Raw genomic sequence first — 17,075 nt, 5'->3', positions numbered from 1 at the left:
AATATATCTACCTTGACTATAAGTATGTCAAGCCCGCGCCAGCGGTAATTTTGTCCCGGCGATAGCCCTGTCGTCGAGGACGGCATGCCGGAAGCGATAAAGCTTCGCCGGTCGGCCGCCCGTGTCGAGGGAGGTCTCCCCGGTCTCCTCAACAAGTTCCTGCTGCTCGACCAATCTCCGGAAGTTCGGCTTGTTGATCAGCCTGCCAGCCAAAGCTTCCACGGTTCGCTGCAGTTGCAGCAGCGTGAAGGAAGGCCGCATAAGCTCGAACACGACCGGCCGGTATTTGATCTTCGAACGCAGCCGCGCGATCCCGGTTGCCAGAATACGACGGTGGTCAGCGACCATTGGTTTGCCAGCCGCGGCCGCAATCGCGTCCCTGCCGCCACCGGCCTCCTCAATCAGACCAGCTTCATAGAGCAACTCGTAGCGTTGGAGCGTGAGTTCCTCGTTCCAATGGCGGTCGTCGAAGCCGAAGGCTATCGCAGCGCGCTGCCGGCGCTCGCGTTGAGTGGTCGGCTCGCTGGCGCCGCCGGCCCACTCAATCAGGCGGGGCCGCAATCTATCGAGCAGCACAGGCGGCGTGCCGAAGCGGTGGTCCTCCCAGGGAAAATATTCGTACCAACTTTGCCAGCCGCACGCGGCCGAGTTCGTTGCCTGTTCCTTCCTGGTCAATGCGAGATAGCTGATTGAGATGACGCGCTGGTGGCGCTCAGTGCCGATGCGATCGCGATCGGCGAAGGTGTAGAGTTGCTCGATGTATCCAAGTGCATGGCCGGTCTGCTGCTCCACCCACCCCCTCAAACCCGACTGCAGTGATCGATGCTCAAGGGCAAAAGGTCCAGAAGGGAGGGTGTCCGCATGACCGACTGTGAGGACACAGGGCTCACTGTCGTTTACGGCGACCACGACGGCAGTCAGGTCCACTTTGGCTTCGTCAGCTTTGACGGCGGCTTTGCCTTTCTTGGTTCTTCTTGTCTGAGGATCCATGTTTGCGAAAGCGGGTTGGCCCAACGGAGCGCCTTAATCGATTGAATGTAACCTTGGAAGCCAGCACGTCAACACCAGAGTACTCAAGCGCTGTTTTTAGCTCTTCGCAGTCGCACAAAAATATGCCAAACGCGACACCCGCTGTTGGTAACGTAAGGGAAGGGGCCTCGGTTGAGCGCGGCTGGTGAGATAAAAGGGATGACTCCTCCAGATATTCGATCGCGAAAAGGCCAGACGCCACTTGTATGCTTGACGGCCTACACCACGCCGGTCGCGAGGCTGCTCGATCGCCACTGCGACATCGTTCTTGTCGGCGACAGCGTCGGCATGGTGCTGCACGGCCTGTCGTCGACGCTGGGGGTCACGCTCGACATGATGATCATGCACGGACAGGCCGTTCGCCGCGGCCTTGAACACGCGCTGATGGTCGTCGACCTGCCCTTCGGTTCCTACGAGGAAAGCCCAGAGCACGCTTTCGGCAACGCTGCGCGCGTGATGGGTGAGACCGGTTGTTCAGCGGTAAAGATCGAGGGCGGCGAGACCATCTCGGAAACCATCCGCTTCCTTACCGCGCGCGGCGTACCTGTCATGGCCCATGTGGGCCTGACGCCGCAGGCGGTAAACACGTTTGGAGGCTATCGTGTGCAGGGCCGGGGAGCCGATGCAGAGCGGATCAGGCGCGACGCCAGGGCGGTAACCGAAGCGGGCGCCTTCTCCTTGGTGCTGGAAAAGATACCGGAGCAGCTTGCACGGCAGATAACCGCCGATATCGACATACCCACAATCGGCATCGGTGCCTCGCCAGCTTGCGACGGCCAGATTCTGGTGAGCCACGATATGCTCGGGCTCTTCACCTCATTTCGGCCGAAGTTCGTCAAACGCTATGCCGAGCTCGGTGAGCAGGCTGAGGCGGCAATCGCCGCTTACGCCACCGATGTGCGGAACCGGCACTTTCCGGCGGTCGAACATCTCTATGTCAACGCCTTGAAGGCCGGTGACTTCACATGAGCGTGCCGATCGCTCGAACCGTGAGCGAGCTGCGCGGCGTCGTTGCGCAATGGCGTCGCTCGGGTGCCACGATCGGTATTGTGCCGACCATGGGAGCCTTGCACGACGGGCATCTGAGCCTCGTGCGGAAGGCGCTCGAAAGGGCCGAGCGGGTGATCGTGACGCTGTTCGTAAACCCCAAGCAGTTCAACAGCCCCGCCGACCTGATTGCCTACCCTCGGACGGAAAGCGACGATGCTGCCAAGCTCGCTCTGCTGGGCACGCATCTGCTCTATGTGCCGGACACAGAGGAAATGTACCAGGTGGGCTTCGCCACGGCCGTTTCAGTGTCCGGCATCAGCGAATGCCTTTGCGGCGCATTCCGGCCCGGCCATTTCAATGGCGTGGCGACGGTCGTGGCCAAGCTCTTCCTGCAGGCCGGCGCTGACTTCGCCTTTTTTGGCGAAAAGGATTTTCAGCAACTTCAGCTTGTCAGGCGCTTGGTCCGGGATCTCGACATTCCGATCACTATTGTGCCCTGTCCGACAGTCCGCGAAGCCGATGGTCTTGCGCTATCGTCGCGTAACGTGCGGCTCTCCCCAGCCCAACGCGCCATTGCCCCAAAACTAGCATCGGTCCTGCTCGATACGGCCGAGCGGCTTGCACGCGGCTCCCCCATCCTGCCTACGCTTGATGAAGCGCGTGCAGCAATTCTGGCTGCCGGCTATCGCGAGCTCGAATACCTGGAGCTGCGCGGAGAAACAGACCTGCAATCGTTAGCAAGCCTTGACCGACCGGCACGCTTGCTTGCTGCGGCTTGGCTTGGCGACACGCGGCTCATCGATAACGTCGCAATATCACCCATCGGTAGTTGGTCAGGTGGGCGGAGCTCTCTCCAATCGGAAGCAGCACAGCAATTGCGGTGATGACGGCGGCGCGTCGTATGCCCTGCAGGGACAGGCCATCATTTAGAACCACGTCTCCGTCGGCTTCCAGCAACCTCCGCGAGGTACGCTAAGCGCAGATGCATCGCGTATTTGAAACCTTGGTCGAGCAACTCTCTGCAAGCGTCGATGCCGTCGATCTCCATGAGGCAATGGCGTCCGCCGCAGCCGGGTTCGACTTTCCGCTCTTCGCTTATTTCACCTACCCATCCGCTTCCGGCGACAGGCCGCGATTGATCTCGAATTATCCATCATCATGGACATCACATTACCTGCAACAGCGCTACCACAGCGTGGATCCCGTGATCCTGCGGGGACTGCGGGGCTGGGATACCTTCGACTGGGGTGTGGACCGCGATCACCGTTATTTGCCGACCTCTCAGCAGGAAGTCCTGGAAAAAGCAGCTGAGTTCGGCATTCGCGGCGGACTGACCATGTCGATGCATGATCATCGCGGCCGGTTCGCCGCACTGACCTTCGCCTCCAACGAGGCGCATCCGCCATTTCTGAGGTCGCTGACGCGCTACGAAAAAGCAATGCAACTGGTTGCGATCAACGTTCATATCCATGCCCGGCGCAGGCTCGCCGAAGATTGCGTGGTAGATGGCATAACGCTCACCCGGCGGGAGTTCGAGTGCCTGAAATGGGCGGCGTGCGGCAAGTCGGCCTGGGATATCAGCCAGATTCTCGGTGTCTCGAAACGCACCGTGACCTTCCATCAGGAAAACGCCAAGGCGAAGCTTGGCGTGCGAACCATCAACCAGGCCGTAGTGCGGATGGCTGCTCGGGCGAGATCCTGATCCTCTCCAAGTCTAGCTGTAAAGGTCTACAGGCTGCATTCATGACGGCTTTGCCCTTCGATTGCGTGGACACATCCCGCACGGAGACGACAATGATGCAGCTGATAACACCCGACTGCTACGCCGAGTTTGCGAGCGAACTCAAGGAAATGCACGGACTTAGGTATCGGGTTTTCAAGAAGCGGCTCGATTGGGAAGTGCAGACCGAAGGCGAAATGGAAACGGACCCGTTTGACAGCCTGAACCCCGTCTACCTGCTTCTCAAGGGGTCCGATTGGCGAACTTGCGGCTGCGTCCGCCTTTTGCCGACCACCGGACCGACAATGTTGCGCGATACGTTTCCGACGCTGCTGGATGAGATGGTGGTCCCTGCGAGTGCCGATATCTGGGAGAGTAGTCGTTTCGCGCTCGATCTCCCTGCGACAGCGCCGAAGGCAGCTGGCGGCCTGGCCCAAGCAACCTACGAGCTCTTCGCGGGGATCATCGAATTCGGCTTGGCCAACAATCTCTCCGGGATCGTAACGGTGACAGATACGCGCATCGAAAGGATCCTTCGTCTCGCCACCTGGCCGTTGTCACGTATCGGACAGCCCAAGCAGGTCGGCAACACCGAGGCAGTCGCCGGCTTCCTCGATATTTCCTACGCCAGTCTCTTGCGCATCCGCTGGAGGGGACGCCTCAACGGGCCGGTGTTGTGGCAACCAGTTCTCATCCAATCGGCATAGCGCCTGCGGATGCTCAGCCGTGACTTGAGTTAAGTCTGCTCACGGCCGCCACCGCCGCCGTGAGGGTGAGCGGACCCGCCCCCACGAGCTTTCGACTGTTCCGGTCGATTGGCTCGCGCGGCCGGACTTTGGATTTCCGTAGGCGCAACCCGCAGTCCAGCGTGAGCACGCCAAAATGGCGCCCCTCCGCTTCGTCCAAAGAAGCCAACGTGGCTTCTGAGGTCGTCTTAGAATATTGGACCGGCCGCCGTGAGCGATCGCAACCTCAAACCTTTGCCGGTATGCCGGTTTGGCCGGACCGTCGGCCAGTCGGAGCAGTCCCCTGATAAGGACCCGAGCTGACGCGCGGTCCAACAGCGCCCGAGCCTATGCTTTGTGCATTACCGTTCGGTTGGCCATGTCGTCCAAGACCGCATGAAGAAGGCTTCCAACCTCCTGCGCAGCGAGCTCTGGCGCAATTCCTACATCGGACAATTGAATGAGCATTTTCTTGGCAGCACAGCGCCAGAACGCACTCGCCGCCTCGCCGTTCTTGGTCTCGAGGGCCTGGGCGATACTTTCGACCAATATACGTCGCCGATGCAGCGGAAATACGCAAATGTTTGATTCATGCATCAATCACCTCACAGATTCAGTTCCACAAAGAAAAACACCGGCGTCTTCAAAAGAGCCCCGCTAGCGCGGTGACGGTTCGCGGCGACATGACGAGTTCCACTTCCCCATCGACAAGCTATTGGGAGATGAGCCGCCGGACCGCATATCCGGGACCGCACATAAGGTGAACCACCATTGCTCATCCGGCTGCATTTTCCTGGGCCGTTCGACGAGGCGTTCCAGCCGAATTGACGTCCAATGACTTGATCTCTGAAAGGGCAGGGCGGTACGAATCACCCGATTGTTCCGCTGCTTACATTCCTGCGAGCTTGTGTATGAACGATTAAAGCGTGCCCGAGCCGTTCTTGGTGGCCGCCGCAGAAGGGAATCATGTCATCCGCTGCCTATCGTAGGCGGCGCGACTTCTAGCATGACTGCACTGCCCCGACAGGGCTTTGCAATCGCGCGTTTCGAAGCCTATGCTTTGGCATCGGCCGGCATTTACTTCGGTGCAGCCGACAGTAAGACGTACGCGCTCTTGCCCCGTTGGAAGAGAGCCTTGCCCGATCCCTCTTTCGCGACCAGGTGCTGAAGCCCTCACCCCGCAGGACTTCGCGCTTTTGCGACCATCGCTGCATCACGTCGAACCGGGCATCAAGGACCAGTTGGAGGTCGCGCATCAGCCGATCAAGAACGTATATTTTCCCGAGAGGGGCATCGCGTCGGTGGTCGCCACCATGACCGGCGGGCGGCAAGGTGAAGTCGGCATTGTCGGCTATGACGGGATGAAAGGAATTGCCGTCATTCTCGGAAAGGAAAGCACTACCTGGCGCCTGCCGGTTGAAAACCTTCGCCCTGCGATTAGCCCGTCGCTTCGCACCTCAGTGCTGGATTATGCCCACGCGTTCCTCGTCCAATCATGCCGGACGGCACTGGTCAATGGCCACTCCAAGATCGAAGAACGGCTGGCCCGCTGGCAGCTGATGGTCCACGACCGTGCGGAAGGAGATAAGATCCTCCCGACGCATGAATTTCTGGCGACCATGCTCGCGCCCACCGCCCGGGGTCACCACGGCCCTGCAAATGCTTGAGTATCGAGGACTGGTGCACGCCAAGCGCGGCGAGATCACGATCATCGACCGTGCCGGATTGATAAAGCTCACACATGGCGCTTATGACAAGGAGGAGCAGCGTTATTTCGGCCTGGCCGCTGCCTGAAGCATGTCGGTTGAAACGGGTTCAGCCGACGTCTCCTTGCCCCTCACCAGGTCGCCCAAAAGCATCAGCGGTTTTGAACGAATCGCAGCTATTGTCCGCAATCGGACATAGGCTTGAAGGCGGTCGAATTCGTGCCATAAGTCGGGTTGGTCAGGGTTCAGGGAGGAATTCGTCATGACCAATTCGTTTCACACCGTCACCGTCGAAAAAGCCGCAGAAGCCTATGTCCTTTCCAGGGGAAGGGTCCGCTTTCTCTCCATGGCGCAGGCGATCCGCGCCATCCGAACACTAATGCCGGCATGCAAGGCCACCGACCGCGAGTTGGAGGAACTGTTGGCGGCCGCTTCCTTCGTTCATGGCGTGCCCGTCGCCTTCGACACAAAAACAGCCGATGGTGTAGAACCACGGCTGCATTCCTAAGAGGGCATGCCGCGCCATGCAGACTGTCAGAGGGCATTCGTCAGATGGTAGTCCGCTAACTTAACTGCAGAGTCTAAAGGACGTGTTCCAGCATTGCGAACTCACCGATCGCTTTGTTGCCAAAGCTGCCAGCAAGCGATCGCCTCATCCAGCCGTTTGCACCATCTCATCACAGACATCATCGCGATGCTACCTGTCCAGCATATGTCCAGCATTTCGCAAGGCGGCCAGAAGGAGCCTCGCATAGCCTGTGACATCGATCTGGGCCTGCATCGAAAGGGGCATGCTGGTCCAGTTCTCCAACGGTGCAATGAAAGGTGAGAAGGTGCCATTGACTAGGCAACAACAGCTAACAAGGCCCTCTCGGTCCAATGCCACCACACCGATCTTGTCGCCTGGATATCCAATGGCTGCGACTCGCTGGACCTCCAGGTCACCGTCCACCCGCACGTCAAAAAGAAGGCTACCACGGCTCCTCGTGGCTATCTCAGCCGCCTTCTCATCAAAGCTTGAAGAGAGCAAGCGGACGCTTTCCACCGCCATCTGGAAAATCACCAAATCCAGTTCATTCACGGCCATATGGGCATTTCCGCGCAACGGGTGGTGATTGCAATGACACATACTGCTTGTTCACAGATGTCGGTCACGAACGATCATTCGTCGGGTTCCGGTTCCGACCAACGGTGTCGCCACCTGATCGTGCTGCGGTTCGAACCTTCCGAACGCGAGCCGAGCGCGCTATGAGGTTGGAGTCTAGGTCTCGGACCCTGCCTCGCGGCCTTCTCATCTTTGGCAGACCCGTTGCAACGCCGCCGCGATGGCGCAAACGCCAGATGACGCTGATCCATCGCTTGATCGTGAACTGAGCTTCTGAACACCATTGGGACAGCAGGGTGGAAGGGCTTGACCAACGCTGCCCCCGTTTTCCAAGAGGACCCGTCCTCGATTGAATCTTTCGAGCCCCGTGCGGCGCGCAGCCAAATGATGACGATCTGGACTCAGCTCGCAGACCGCAAGGCAAAGAGGGAACCTTCCAGGCAGCCAAGCTGCTCGACGCAAAGAGCGGCCTTTGGAGTTCCCAAGAATCGACCCTTCCATAGTTGCGACAGGCAACCACTGCACGAGTGTGGGAGAGCGAATCGCAAGCATTGCGTGAGGTCCTGCGCGTTTTCCCCTCTTTGCTATTTGGCACATCGTTTGCGCCGAAGTGGGCGCAGCGTTCGACCGGAGCACTGCATGGGAGAGGGAGGAGCCCCACCCCGATCCGGTCAAGGAGAGAGACGGTGTTGGTTCCAAGAGTTCCCCGCGCGATCGCAGCGCCCCGCAAGCGCCATTTTGCCCGGACCTACGTGCAGGTACTTGCCGCCATAATCCTGGGTGCCGCAATCGGCTATTTCCATTTGGAGACCGGCCACAGCCTGAAGCCGCTCGGCGATGCCTTCGTCGATGTCGTCAAGATAATCACCGTACCTGTCATCTTCCTGACAATGGCGACCGGCATTGCCGGCATGAGCGATCTGCAGAAGGTCGGCCGAGTTGCCGCCAAGGCGATGGTCTATTTTCTCACCTTTTCGACGCTCGCTTTTGTTGTCGGGCTGATTGTCGCGAATATCGTTCAGCCTGGCGCCGGCCTCAACATCGATCCGGCCTCGCTCGATGTCCAAGCCGTTAAGGGCTATGTGGCCACGGCTCACGAGCAGTCCGTGACCAGCTTCCTGATGAACATCATCCCGTCAACGATTGCCAATGCCTTCGCGGAAGGCGACATCCTGCAAGTCTTGTTCCTCTCGGTCCTGTTCGGCGCGGTCTGCCGCTACAACGGCCGCTCGCTCTTCTCTCTCGTCCGATACATCAAGGACGAGCTGCTGCTCGCAATGTCCTCCTCAGAGGCCGCGCTGGCCTCGCTCATGGAGAAGATGGAAAGGGCCGGCGCCACGCATTCGGTCGTGGGTCTCATTCCATTCAATCTGGACGGCACGAATATGATGCTCGCCGCCCTTTTCATCGCCCAAGCGACGAAAACTGATCTCCCGATCGGCTGCCGGATCCTCATGCTGTTTGTCGCATTGTTCCCTTCGAACGGAACAACCCGCATTACCGGTGCAGGCCTCGTCACAATGGCTGCAACGCTCTTTCTTGTTCCGGCCGCACCGGTCACCTCCGTGGGGCTTATTCTTGGCGTCGATCAGCTTATGTCCGAATGCCACGCGCTGACGGTTTTTCTCCGCAGCGTAGCGGCAACGCTGGCTGTCACCCGGTCCGGGGCGAGCGGGATAAACGACGATTCGGGGAGCGCCTCACTAGCGGACCGTTCAGCGCTCCGGCGGTGGACGGTCAAGTCGCCCGGCGTGGTGAACACAATTCCCCGTGCGAACGACGCTCAGCTATTGGGGTGGACCCGATGGCGCAAAGCCGTATTTGAGAAACCGCCAGATCGCACCGGCACCTGTGCGCCTGTAGCAACTGCGGGGCACGATCAAAACTGACCCATTTTACACCAAAAAGGCGGCCGTTGCTGCCACGCCGTCCATGGATTGGAGACTCATGTCTAAGCCGACTGCCATCACTGTCGCAGCTCTTCTTTTACTCCTCGCCTTGCTGGCGAGCCAATATAGCGCGAACCTGCACCGGCAGGCGTGGTCGACCGACAGGCAAAAGTGGAGCGGCGCATTCGACAACGATCTCCTTCGCCAATCGCCGGCAACCCGCAAGGCGATGCCGTTCTGGTCATATTCAATGACTACCACAACTGTCCGCATTGCAGACTGGCTGATATCAACTACCAAAAAGCCTTCAAGCATGAACCCAATCTGAAGCTTGTGATCAAACAGTTCCCGGTCCTGGGACCGGATTCCCAATTCCCAGCCTTCGCCGCACTCGCCTCGAGAAAACAGGGAAAGTTCGACGAATTCCACCGCGCCCTTATGATTTCCCCCAGTTGAAGGGTCACTCTCAAGATCGCAGCGCGTGTAGGCCTTGACGTTGAGCAGCTCAAGCGGGAATGCAAGATCCGGCCATCGCAGATGAAATGCGCGGTCCGCGCACTCGCGAAAGGTCTGCACTTAGACGGTACGCCCGCGTTGGTGGTCGGCGATATAGTGGTCGCCGACCTTGTGGACATGGCCAGCTTGCAACGCTTGCATCGCCGATGCGCGCTCAAAGCGTGCTGGCTCTCGTGCGGGGCAGCATCTGTAGACCGGCCACGCTGTTGTTGCCGGAGCGTGCCGTTTGTGGCAGCTGGCTTTGCTGTCGCTCCTCGTAATCTTGTTGCGGTCATCCAGCTGCCGTGGGCGCCAACAACAATCCTGAGCGCCCGCGCCTGAAGTCGCTGGCCGGGTGCTCGTGAACCGAGCCCGCTTTTCTTCGGCAAGCTCAGGCGGTCTTGGCCCTGCGGCATCGCCCCCTGGCGCGGGGCAGCCTTCGGCTGCTGACGGTCGCCGGCCTGTCGGCCGGCGTCTTTCTATTGTGGCCTTCCCCCTGGCGCAGGGTGGGCAGCACTCCCTTCTAGGCCCGCCGCGGCGTCCCGCAACCCTTCGCTTGTCGCTTTCGGGTCCTCCACTCCGTTCCGGTCCTGCTGATGCAGTCCGCCTCCGACGGCGGGCCTTTCCGGTCGCTTTTGCCGCCCACCCCGCTTCCGGGGAGGGCGCGCGATTGTAGAGCGGAGGACATCACGATGCGTGCAAACAACAAACGTTGCGGCAGCCGACAGGCTGGCGCAGACAGTGGCGGGCGCACCGGCGCCAGCCTTTATCAGGAAATCACCGACCGCATCATTGCCGAACTGGAGCGCGGCACCGTGCCATGGGTCAAGCCGTGGGGCAGGGCAAGGACAGGCCTCGGCCTGCCGCGGAATGCGGCCACCCAGCGCCGATATTCCGGCATCAATATCCTGATCCTGTGGGGCGCGGTCATCGAGCGCGGTTTCCCCAGCCAGAACTGGCTCACCTTCCGGCAGGCGCTTTCGCTTGGCGGCAATGTCAGGAAGGGCGAGCACGGCACCACCATCGTTCACGCTGACCGCTTTGTTCCCAAGAACGAAAAGCAACGCGCCGACACCGATGGCGACGAACCGCAGGCGGTGCCCTTCCTGAAGCGCTTCACCGTCTTCGATGTCGCGCAGTGCGATAATCTGCCCGAACATCTTTACGCCGCCGGCGAGCCTCTGCCTGAGCGCGAGATGGTCCCGCAGGCCGAGGCGCTCATTCATGCAACCGGCGCTGATTTTCGCATCGGCGGCGAGCGCGCCTTCTACATGCCCGGCAGCGACACCATACAGGTGCCGCCGCAGCCGGCTTTCTTCCACCAGATCGACTATTACCGGACCTGCTTTCACGAGCTTGGACACTGGACCGGCCACCCGAGGCGACTCGCGCGCGACCTGTCCGGCTCCTTCGGGTCCAACACCTATGCGCGCGAGGAACTGGTCGCCGAAATCGCATCAGCCTTCATCTGCAGCAGTCTCGGCATCGAGCCGAGCGTGCGCCATGCCGACTACATCGGCTCATGGCTGACGGTTTTGCGCGAGGACAACCGCGCCATCTTCCGCGCCGCAAGCCATGCCTCGAAAGCCGCCGATTTCCTGCTTGGCCGCAATGTCGATGTCGAAGGCGAGGCACATGCCGAAACCGCCTATGGGAGCGCGCAATCCTCACACGCGACCGCCTTGCGCCTCTGATGACGCAAAGCCGCGCGCAACCAACTCGACAGTTCTTTTGAGGTTGCCCTAACGCCGATGGCCGGCGTTGGCGTCGATCGTTCATCGGACCGAGGTTCGCAAAAAAAGAGGGCGGCATTGATGCCGCCCTCTCGTTGCGAAAGCTGCCAGAGCTGGATTAGAAATCCATGCCGCCCATGCCGCCCATGCCGCCGCCGCCCATGCCGCCAGGCATGCCGCCGCCAGCCGACTCCTTCTTCGGAGCCTCCGCGATCATGGCTTCGGTGGTGACCAGCAGGCCGGCGACCGAGGCCGCGTCCTGAAGAGCCGTACGGACAACCTTGACCGGATCGACGATACCCATGGCGATCATGTCGCCATACTCGCCGGTCTGGGCGTTGTAGCCGAAGGTCGCGCCCTTGTTCTCAAGGATCTTGCCGGCAACGATCGATGCTTCCGCACCGGCGTTGGCCGCGATCTGGCGGGCCGGAGCCTGAAGCGCACGACGCACGATGTTGATGCCGGCGGCCTGGTCGGCATTGACGCCGGTGGCCTTGATGTTGGCCGAAGCGCGCAGCAGCGCGACGCCACCACCAGCAACGATGCCTTCTTCGACGGCCGCGCGGGTCGCGTTGAGGGCGTCATCGACGCGGTCCTTCTTTTCCTTGACTTCGACTTCCGTCGCACCGCCGACGCGGATCACCGCAACGCCGCCGGCGAGCTTCGCCAGACGTTCCTGCAGCTTCTCCTTGTCGTAGTCCGAAGTGGTCTCTTCGATCTGCTGCTTGATCTGGGCAACGCGGCCCTGGATCTCGGCCTTCTTGCCGGCGCCGTCGACGATGGTGGTGTTCTCCTTGGAGATCGACACCTTCTTGGCGCGGCCGAGCATGTTGAGGCCGACGTTCTCGAGCTTGATGCCGAGGTCTTCCGAGATGACCTGGCCACCGGTGAGGATGGCGATGTCTTCCAGCATGGCCTTGCGGCGATCACCGAAGCCCGGCGCCTTGACGGCGGCGATCTTCAGGCCGCCACGCAGCTTGTTGACGACCAGCGTGGCCAGAGCCTCGCCTTCGACGTCTTCCGAGATGATGAGCAGCGGCTTCGAGGTCTGCACGACGGCTTCGAGAACCGGCAGCATGGCCTGGAGGTTGGACAGCTTCTTCTCGTGCAGGAGGATGTAGACGTCCTCGAGCTCGGCAACCATCTTGTCGGCGTTGGTGACGAAGTAGGGCGAGAGGTAGCCGCGGTCGAACTGCATGCCTTCGACGACTTCGAGTTCGGTCTCGGCGGTCTTGGCTTCCTCAACCGTGATGACGCCTTCGTTGCCGACCTTCTGCATCGCTTCGGCGATCATCTTGCCGACCGAAGCATCGCCGTTGCCGGCGATGGTGCCGACCTGGGCAACCTCTTCGGAGGTCTTGATCTTCTTGGCGTTCTTGATCAGGGTCGCAACGACGTCGGTTACCGCGAGGTCGATGCCGCGCTTCAGGTCCATCGGGTTCATGCCGGCGGCAACGGCCTTGTGGCCTTCCTGGACGATCGACTGCGCCAGAACGGTCGCGGTCGTGGTGCCGTCGCCAGCGATGTCGTTGGTCTTCGAAGCAACTTCGCGGACCATCTGCGCGCCCATGTTTTCGAACTTGTCCTCAAGCTCGATTTCCTTGGCGACGGTGACGCCGTCCTTGGTGATGCGCGGGGCGCCGAACGACTTGTCGATGACCACGTTGCGGCCCTTGGGGCCGAGCGTGACCTTCACCGCGTCAGCGAGGATGTTGACACCGCGCAGCATGCGCTCGCGGGCATCGCGGGAGAATTTTACGTCTTTGGCAGCCATTTTTAGCTCCTGGCAGGGGCTTCAATCGAGCCCGGGAATTCAGTTGACGAAAGGGCCTGATATGAGCCGATGATGCCCATGATGTCGGATTCCTTCATGATCAGAAGGTCTTCGCCATTGAGCTTGACTTCCGTGCCCGACCACTTGCTGAACAGGATGCGGTCGCCGGCCTTGACGTCCAGCGGGACCAGCTTGCCAGCTTCGTCACGAGCGCCGAAGCCGACAGCGATGATCTCGCCTTCCTGCGGCTTTTCCTTTGCCGTGTCGGGGATGATGATCCCGCCAGCGGTCTTGGATTCGGATTCGACCCGGCGAACGACCACGCGGTCATGCAGCGGGCGGAACTTCGACTTTGCCATTTTCGGATTTTTCCCTGGTGCGCTGTTGAGGGGTTTTTGTTAGCACTCGCGATGGACGAGTGCTAACGCGATAGTGAGGTAGGCTGTAAGCGGGCACTCGTCAAGACGGACGAGGGCAGGCGAGGAGCTCTGGCCCCCTCCCCGGTGGAACCCAACGCATACGCGGCATCCGCGTTGATGGCTGCGAGCCCCACATTTCCATTGAATTCGGCGTCATGACGCCAACTTGCTCGCGCCGCTTCCAAGTCGTCAGTCGTGCTGCCGTCAGCACGAACATAGGGCTGCGCTTCACTTCCCGTCGAAGCCGCGGCAAGCAGCGTCGCCGTCAGCACGCTCCTTTGCAGATGCTTGCCAAAGGTGGACAGTGAGCGCACCTGCGCCGGGCTGTTGGTGCGAACGTAAGACGTCATTGACAACTCCTTTTTGCAAGTCGAGCCCCTTCTCCACCTTCGGCCGCCGTCGACGCGAAGAAGTCCGCATCGCGTTGAAGACGAGCTGCGAAAAAGAGAAAGATGTGTTTGATGGCTGCGGCCCCAACGGTGCCTTCAGATTTGAGATCACTTCCGCCGCGAGCGGCTGAAGCTCCTCGCAACGTCAAATCGAATCTGCTGCCAAGCCTCCAGGAAAGGAGAGCATTGCTCATCTCGCGCTTGTGCATGCAGTCAACCTTCGATCCGTGTTGCCACATCAAGAGCAAATGCCGTGCCAAAGCTCACTGGGAAGTGAACGCATGGCTCTCCCTGAAAACCTCACAAATCCAGCATGGTCAATTGTGCGGAACCCGACATGCGTCTTCTGCCACTGTCAGCTTTCGGACAGGCATGACGCGTTTCGCGCCGACCACCGGTCGATCGGTTTTGGGGCCGGTCTGTTCGCCTCATAAGAGCGCGTTACATTGCGTAGCGGTTTCCCGAGCGCCGCCACATGACACTGGACCTGCAGGTAGCACCGGCTTCTCATCCAGCCTTACTTTGGCCCCCTCGCGTATCAAATTCCCGCTGGCGAGCCCTGCTTTCATAGATCGCACCATGCCGGATGTCTGCTCTGGCGCCCGACCCGCTGGCACGATCTCGATCCGGCATAAGGGCGCAGCATCTTTGCAGGCCGTTTCATCCCGGCGTCCTGCTTGGCTGACAGACCGCACTTGGCGAGCGGTCTCCATGCTCTCTCCAAGGACCATCCCTGCGGCTGGCTTGTCGACCTATGGGCGGGTCCGGCCGCCCGAAACCCTCGCGCCATCAGCTTTTTTCCCCGCCGCCTGCGGCGGCTTCCTCGCGCCGCTTCGCTCACAAAAAAGCTGCCCGCTCGGGTCCTTCACTGTCGCTGCGGCCCTGTCGGATTCAGGCGGTCCTGACGCGCCCATTACGGTGCGCCATCGCAGGGGATGGTCCCCGGCGAAACCACAAAAGGAGACTTCGAAATGACCGCGATCGGTTACGTCAACAAGCAGGAAAACGGCGCCTACAAGGGCCAGTTCAAGACGCTCAGCGTCCGCGCCGACATCGATATCGTCCCCAACCAGGCCAAGAGCGCCGATAACCATCCCGACTTCCGGGTGCTTACGCAAGGGGTCGAAGTCGGCGCTGGCTGGATCCGCACCGGCGAGACTTCCGGCAAGGATTATGTGAGCCTGTCGATTGCAGCGCCGGAGTTCGGACCGCGCAAGCTCTACGCCAATCTCGGCCGAGCCGCCGGCCAGGACGATCACGACACCTACGCCATCATCTGGAACCCGGCCGACTGACCGGCCGAGATAAGAGCCTCGCGCCGCAGCCCCGGCGCGGGGCTCATTCCCAGGAGTTCCACCCAAACCCCGTCCGCCCTAAAGGGCGGCGAAAACTCTCCCCCGACTCTTCGCCCGTCCCCGAGACGATCTCCCTCGCCCATCCTCGCCCTCGCTTGTCCGAAGCGAAACGAGGATCATCATGGACGACGAAAACGAACGCGCGGCCCGCGCGAAAAAGGGCAGCCCGTTTCTCAGCACAGCCCAAGCCGCCTTCTATATCGGGCTCTCCCAGCGCACGCTCGAAAAGATGCGGCTCAAGGGCGGCGGCCCGAAATTCCGCAAGCACGGCCGCTATGTCCGCTATCACATCGACGAACTCGACCATTGGTCGAAAGGACACCCGCAGCACTCCATCGCCGGCGATGGCAAGGCCGGTTCCGGCCAGGGCGGCACGGGAGGCCGTTCATGAGGCGGCGCCCTTCCATCCATCTGATCGGCAGCCGCCTGAGGCGTGTTCGAGCCCGTAAGACGGTCGCCTTGGCCGCGGCCGGTCTCGGTCTTTTGGGCTTCACGGCGCTGGGAAAGCCCGCCCCTTGGCTGGTCTGGAACGCCTCGGCCAGCGCGCCGATCGGCCTTTACCGCATCGCTGCGGGAGCGCTGGCGCGTGGCGATCTCGTGCTCGTGCGCCCGCCTGAATACGCGGCGTATCTCGCCGCCGAGCGCAGCTATCTGCCTCGCAATGTGCCGCTGGCAAAACGTCTTGCAGCGCTGCCGGACGATAATGTCTGCGCCTTCAATGACGCCATCATCATCGGCGGCGACATCGTCGCGCGCCGGCTCAAAATCGACGCCGAAGGCCGACCTTTGCCATGGTGGAACGGCTGCCGAGCGCTCGGGGATAACGAGGTTTTCCTGCTCGGCAGCGACAAAAACCGCTCCTTCGACAGCCGCTATTTCGGGCCTGTTCCCACTCAAAATGTCATCGGGAGGCTCGTACCACTATGGACCGAGTGACCCTCCTCTTGTTGGGCATGATCGCCATTGCGCCATGCGCCTGTTCCGCCTCGACCGGCGCTGAGCCGGTCGCCATCTCCCAAAGTCCGCAGCTGCGAAAGTGGCAGACGTTGGTATCGGAAGCAAGCCGGCGCTTCCATATTCCCCAAGCCTGGATCTATGCCGTCATGGCTGCCGAAAGCGGCGGCAAGACAATGCGCGGCGGCCGCCCCATCACCTCCCCCGCTGGCGCCATGGGCCTCATGCAGGTGATGCCCGGCACCTATGAAGAGATGCGGGTCGAACACGGCCTTGGGCCTAACCCCCACGATCCGCGCGACAATATCCTGGCCGGCACGGCCTATCTCAGTGCCATGTATGACCGCTTCGGATTTCCTGGCCTGTTTGGCGCCTACAATGCCGGTCCCGAGCGCTACGACGAGCATTTGAAGCGTGGCAAACCGCTGCCAGAAGAGACCGTCGAGTACCTCGACCAACTCAAGGCGGCCGGAGTTTCGGCGGCCGACATCGAGGCGTTCGAAAGCCAATCTGTCGCTCCAAAGGCGCAAATCGCTCCTCTCGGACGGTCGCTGTTCTTCATTCATGACGGTGTTCACTCAGGCGTGCGAAACGGCGATCTCTTCGTGCCGCTCGGCAAGGACGGCGCGCAGCCGAAGGAGCCGGTGCGTTAGCCATGGCGGACGGGGGCGCGTCTGGCGGGGCTGGGCGCGGAAGGCAAGATAAAGGTACCGCCTCCAGGAGGCGGTTAAATCTTTGTCTGCACATCGTTTTTCCGGGAGGCTGCCGCCGGTGCCAAGAGGGTTTGACGTG

Annotated in this window: 19 protein-coding genes and 1 pseudogene; 13 read left to right on the top strand and 7 right to left on the bottom strand. The window is 60.9% G+C overall.

All coding sequences use genetic code 11. From position 1 onward, the window contains the following. Positions 1–27: 27 nt before the first annotated feature. Positions 28–990, bottom strand: a complete 963-nt coding sequence (locus EN808_RS25100; protein WP_126063926.1) for a hypothetical protein — start codon at positions 988–990, stop codon at positions 28–30. A 171-nt stretch (positions 991–1,161) separates the two neighbouring features. On the opposite strand from EN808_RS25100, the gene panB reads away from it, so the two are divergent. From panB to EN808_RS25080, 4 genes are all read left to right on the top strand, one after another. Beyond that, positions 1,162–1,998, top strand: coding sequence for a 3-methyl-2-oxobutanoate hydroxymethyltransferase (gene panB, locus EN808_RS25095; RefSeq protein WP_126063927.1), 837 nt, complete (start codon positions 1,162–1,164; stop codon positions 1,996–1,998). Beyond that, positions 1,995–2,903 (top strand): pantoate--beta-alanine ligase, encoded by a 909-nt coding sequence (gene panC, locus EN808_RS25090; RefSeq protein WP_024505565.1) that lies wholly within the window; start codon positions 1,995–1,997, stop codon positions 2,901–2,903. Before panB ends, panC begins: the two co-directional genes overlap by 4 nt. Positions 2,904–3,001: 98 nt before the next feature. Continuing rightward, positions 3,002–3,721: a LuxR family transcriptional regulator gene (locus EN808_RS25085; protein WP_126057768.1), complete on the top strand. Its 720-nt coding sequence runs from the start codon at positions 3,002–3,004 to the stop codon at positions 3,719–3,721. Positions 3,722–3,813: 92 nt separating this feature from the next. Continuing rightward, positions 3,814–4,446: an acyl-homoserine-lactone synthase gene (locus EN808_RS25080; RefSeq protein ID WP_126057769.1), complete on the top strand. Its 633-nt coding sequence runs from the start codon at positions 3,814–3,816 to the stop codon at positions 4,444–4,446. 366 nt (positions 4,447–4,812) lie between these two features. Here the strand turns inward: EN808_RS25080 and EN808_RS37140 are convergent, their stop codons facing one another. Further along, the gene (locus EN808_RS37140; RefSeq protein ID WP_063169245.1) at positions 4,813–5,061 is read right to left on the bottom strand and encodes a DUF6074 family protein; all 249 of its coding nucleotides are present in this window, start codon (positions 5,059–5,061) and stop codon (positions 4,813–4,815) included. A gap of 599 nt (positions 5,062–5,660) precedes the next feature. Here EN808_RS37140 and EN808_RS25070 point away from each other — a divergent pair. The 3 genes from EN808_RS25070 to EN808_RS25065 all read left to right on the top strand — a co-directional run bounded on the left by EN808_RS25070 (position 5,661) and on the right by EN808_RS25065 (position 6,678). After that, positions 5,661–6,131: a hypothetical protein gene (locus EN808_RS25070; RefSeq protein ID WP_245454734.1), complete on the top strand. Its 471-nt coding sequence runs from the start codon at positions 5,661–5,663 to the stop codon at positions 6,129–6,131. After that, a complete protein-coding gene (locus EN808_RS37660; RefSeq protein WP_256754986.1) occupies positions 6,124–6,258 on the top strand; it encodes a hypothetical protein in 135 nt (44 codons plus the stop codon). Before EN808_RS25070 ends, EN808_RS37660 begins: the two co-directional genes overlap by 8 nt. Before the next feature lie 174 nt (positions 6,259–6,432). Continuing rightward, on the top strand, positions 6,433–6,678 hold the full coding sequence (locus tag EN808_RS25065) for a hypothetical protein (protein ID WP_063169243.1): 246 nt from the start codon (positions 6,433–6,435) through the stop codon (positions 6,676–6,678). A gap of 189 nt (positions 6,679–6,867) precedes the next feature. Here EN808_RS25065 and EN808_RS25060 read toward each other — a convergent pair whose 3' ends face one another. Continuing rightward, positions 6,868–7,257: a hypothetical protein gene (locus EN808_RS25060; RefSeq protein ID WP_024505560.1), complete on the bottom strand. Its 390-nt coding sequence runs from the start codon at positions 7,255–7,257 to the stop codon at positions 6,868–6,870. Between the two features lie 707 nt (positions 7,258–7,964). Here EN808_RS25060 and EN808_RS25055 point away from each other — a divergent pair. Next, positions 7,965–9,164 carry a cation:dicarboxylase symporter family transporter gene (locus tag EN808_RS25055; RefSeq protein ID WP_306462679.1) on the top strand — a complete coding sequence of 400 codons (1,200 nt, stop codon included), beginning with the start codon at positions 7,965–7,967 and terminating at the stop codon, positions 9,162–9,164. A 6-nt stretch (positions 9,165–9,170) separates the two neighbouring features. Here EN808_RS25055 and EN808_RS37135 read toward each other — a convergent pair whose 3' ends face one another. Further along, on the bottom strand, positions 9,171–9,740 hold the full coding sequence (locus EN808_RS37135) for a hypothetical protein (protein WP_245454735.1): 570 nt from the start codon (positions 9,738–9,740) through the stop codon (positions 9,171–9,173). 611 nt (positions 9,741–10,351) lie between these two features. Here EN808_RS37135 and EN808_RS25045 point away from each other — a divergent pair. Further along, positions 10,352–11,353, top strand: a complete 1,002-nt coding sequence (locus EN808_RS25045; RefSeq protein ID WP_126059319.1) for a zincin-like metallopeptidase domain-containing protein — start codon at positions 10,352–10,354, stop codon at positions 11,351–11,353. Between the two features lie 157 nt (positions 11,354–11,510). Here the strand turns inward: EN808_RS25045 and groL are convergent, their stop codons facing one another. The 3 genes and pseudogenes from groL to EN808_RS25030 all read right to left on the bottom strand — a co-directional run bounded on the left by groL (position 11,511) and on the right by EN808_RS25030 (position 13,935). Next, on the bottom strand, positions 11,511–13,166 hold the full coding sequence (groL, locus tag EN808_RS25040; RefSeq protein WP_126057772.1) for a chaperonin GroEL: 1,656 nt from the start codon (positions 13,164–13,166) through the stop codon (positions 11,511–11,513). A 65-nt stretch (positions 13,167–13,231) separates the two neighbouring features. Then, a pseudogene (groES, locus tag EN808_RS25035) lies at positions 13,232–13,525 on the bottom strand (co-chaperone GroES); the annotation flags it as partial. A gap of 62 nt (positions 13,526–13,587) precedes the next feature. Further along, the gene (locus EN808_RS25030) at positions 13,588–13,935 is read right to left on the bottom strand and encodes a hypothetical protein (RefSeq protein WP_063169239.1); all 348 of its coding nucleotides are present in this window, start codon (positions 13,933–13,935) and stop codon (positions 13,588–13,590) included. Positions 13,936–14,945: 1,010 nt separating this feature from the next. On the opposite strand from EN808_RS25030, the gene EN808_RS25025 reads away from it, so the two are divergent. The 4 genes from EN808_RS25025 (at position 14,946) to EN808_RS25010 (ending at position 16,936) form a co-directional block, all read left to right on the top strand. Further along, positions 14,946–15,269: a DUF736 domain-containing protein gene (locus EN808_RS25025; RefSeq protein ID WP_024505644.1), complete on the top strand. Its 324-nt coding sequence runs from the start codon at positions 14,946–14,948 to the stop codon at positions 15,267–15,269. A gap of 181 nt (positions 15,270–15,450) precedes the next feature. Continuing rightward, on the top strand, positions 15,451–15,720 hold the full coding sequence (locus EN808_RS25020; RefSeq protein ID WP_024505645.1) for a helix-turn-helix domain-containing protein: 270 nt from the start codon (positions 15,451–15,453) through the stop codon (positions 15,718–15,720). Then, positions 15,717–16,265, top strand: coding sequence for a S26 family signal peptidase (locus EN808_RS25015; protein ID WP_024505646.1), 549 nt, complete (start codon positions 15,717–15,719; stop codon positions 16,263–16,265). Before EN808_RS25020 ends, EN808_RS25015 begins: the two co-directional genes overlap by 4 nt. Continuing rightward, entirely contained in the window at positions 16,253–16,936 is a 684-nt protein-coding gene (locus tag EN808_RS25010; protein ID WP_024505647.1) for a lytic transglycosylase domain-containing protein, read from the top strand. The genes EN808_RS25015 and EN808_RS25010 overlap by 13 nt, the downstream gene beginning before the upstream one ends. Positions 16,937–17,075: the final 139 nt, after the last annotated feature.

It is taken from the genome of Mesorhizobium sp. M8A.F.Ca.ET.165.01.1.1, from assembly GCF_004792065.1.
In the GTDB taxonomy this organism is placed as follows: domain Bacteria; phylum Pseudomonadota; class Alphaproteobacteria; order Rhizobiales; family Rhizobiaceae; genus Mesorhizobium.
Note: the sequence above shows the minus strand (reverse complement) of the source record. Positions and strands in the feature narration are given on the sequence as shown.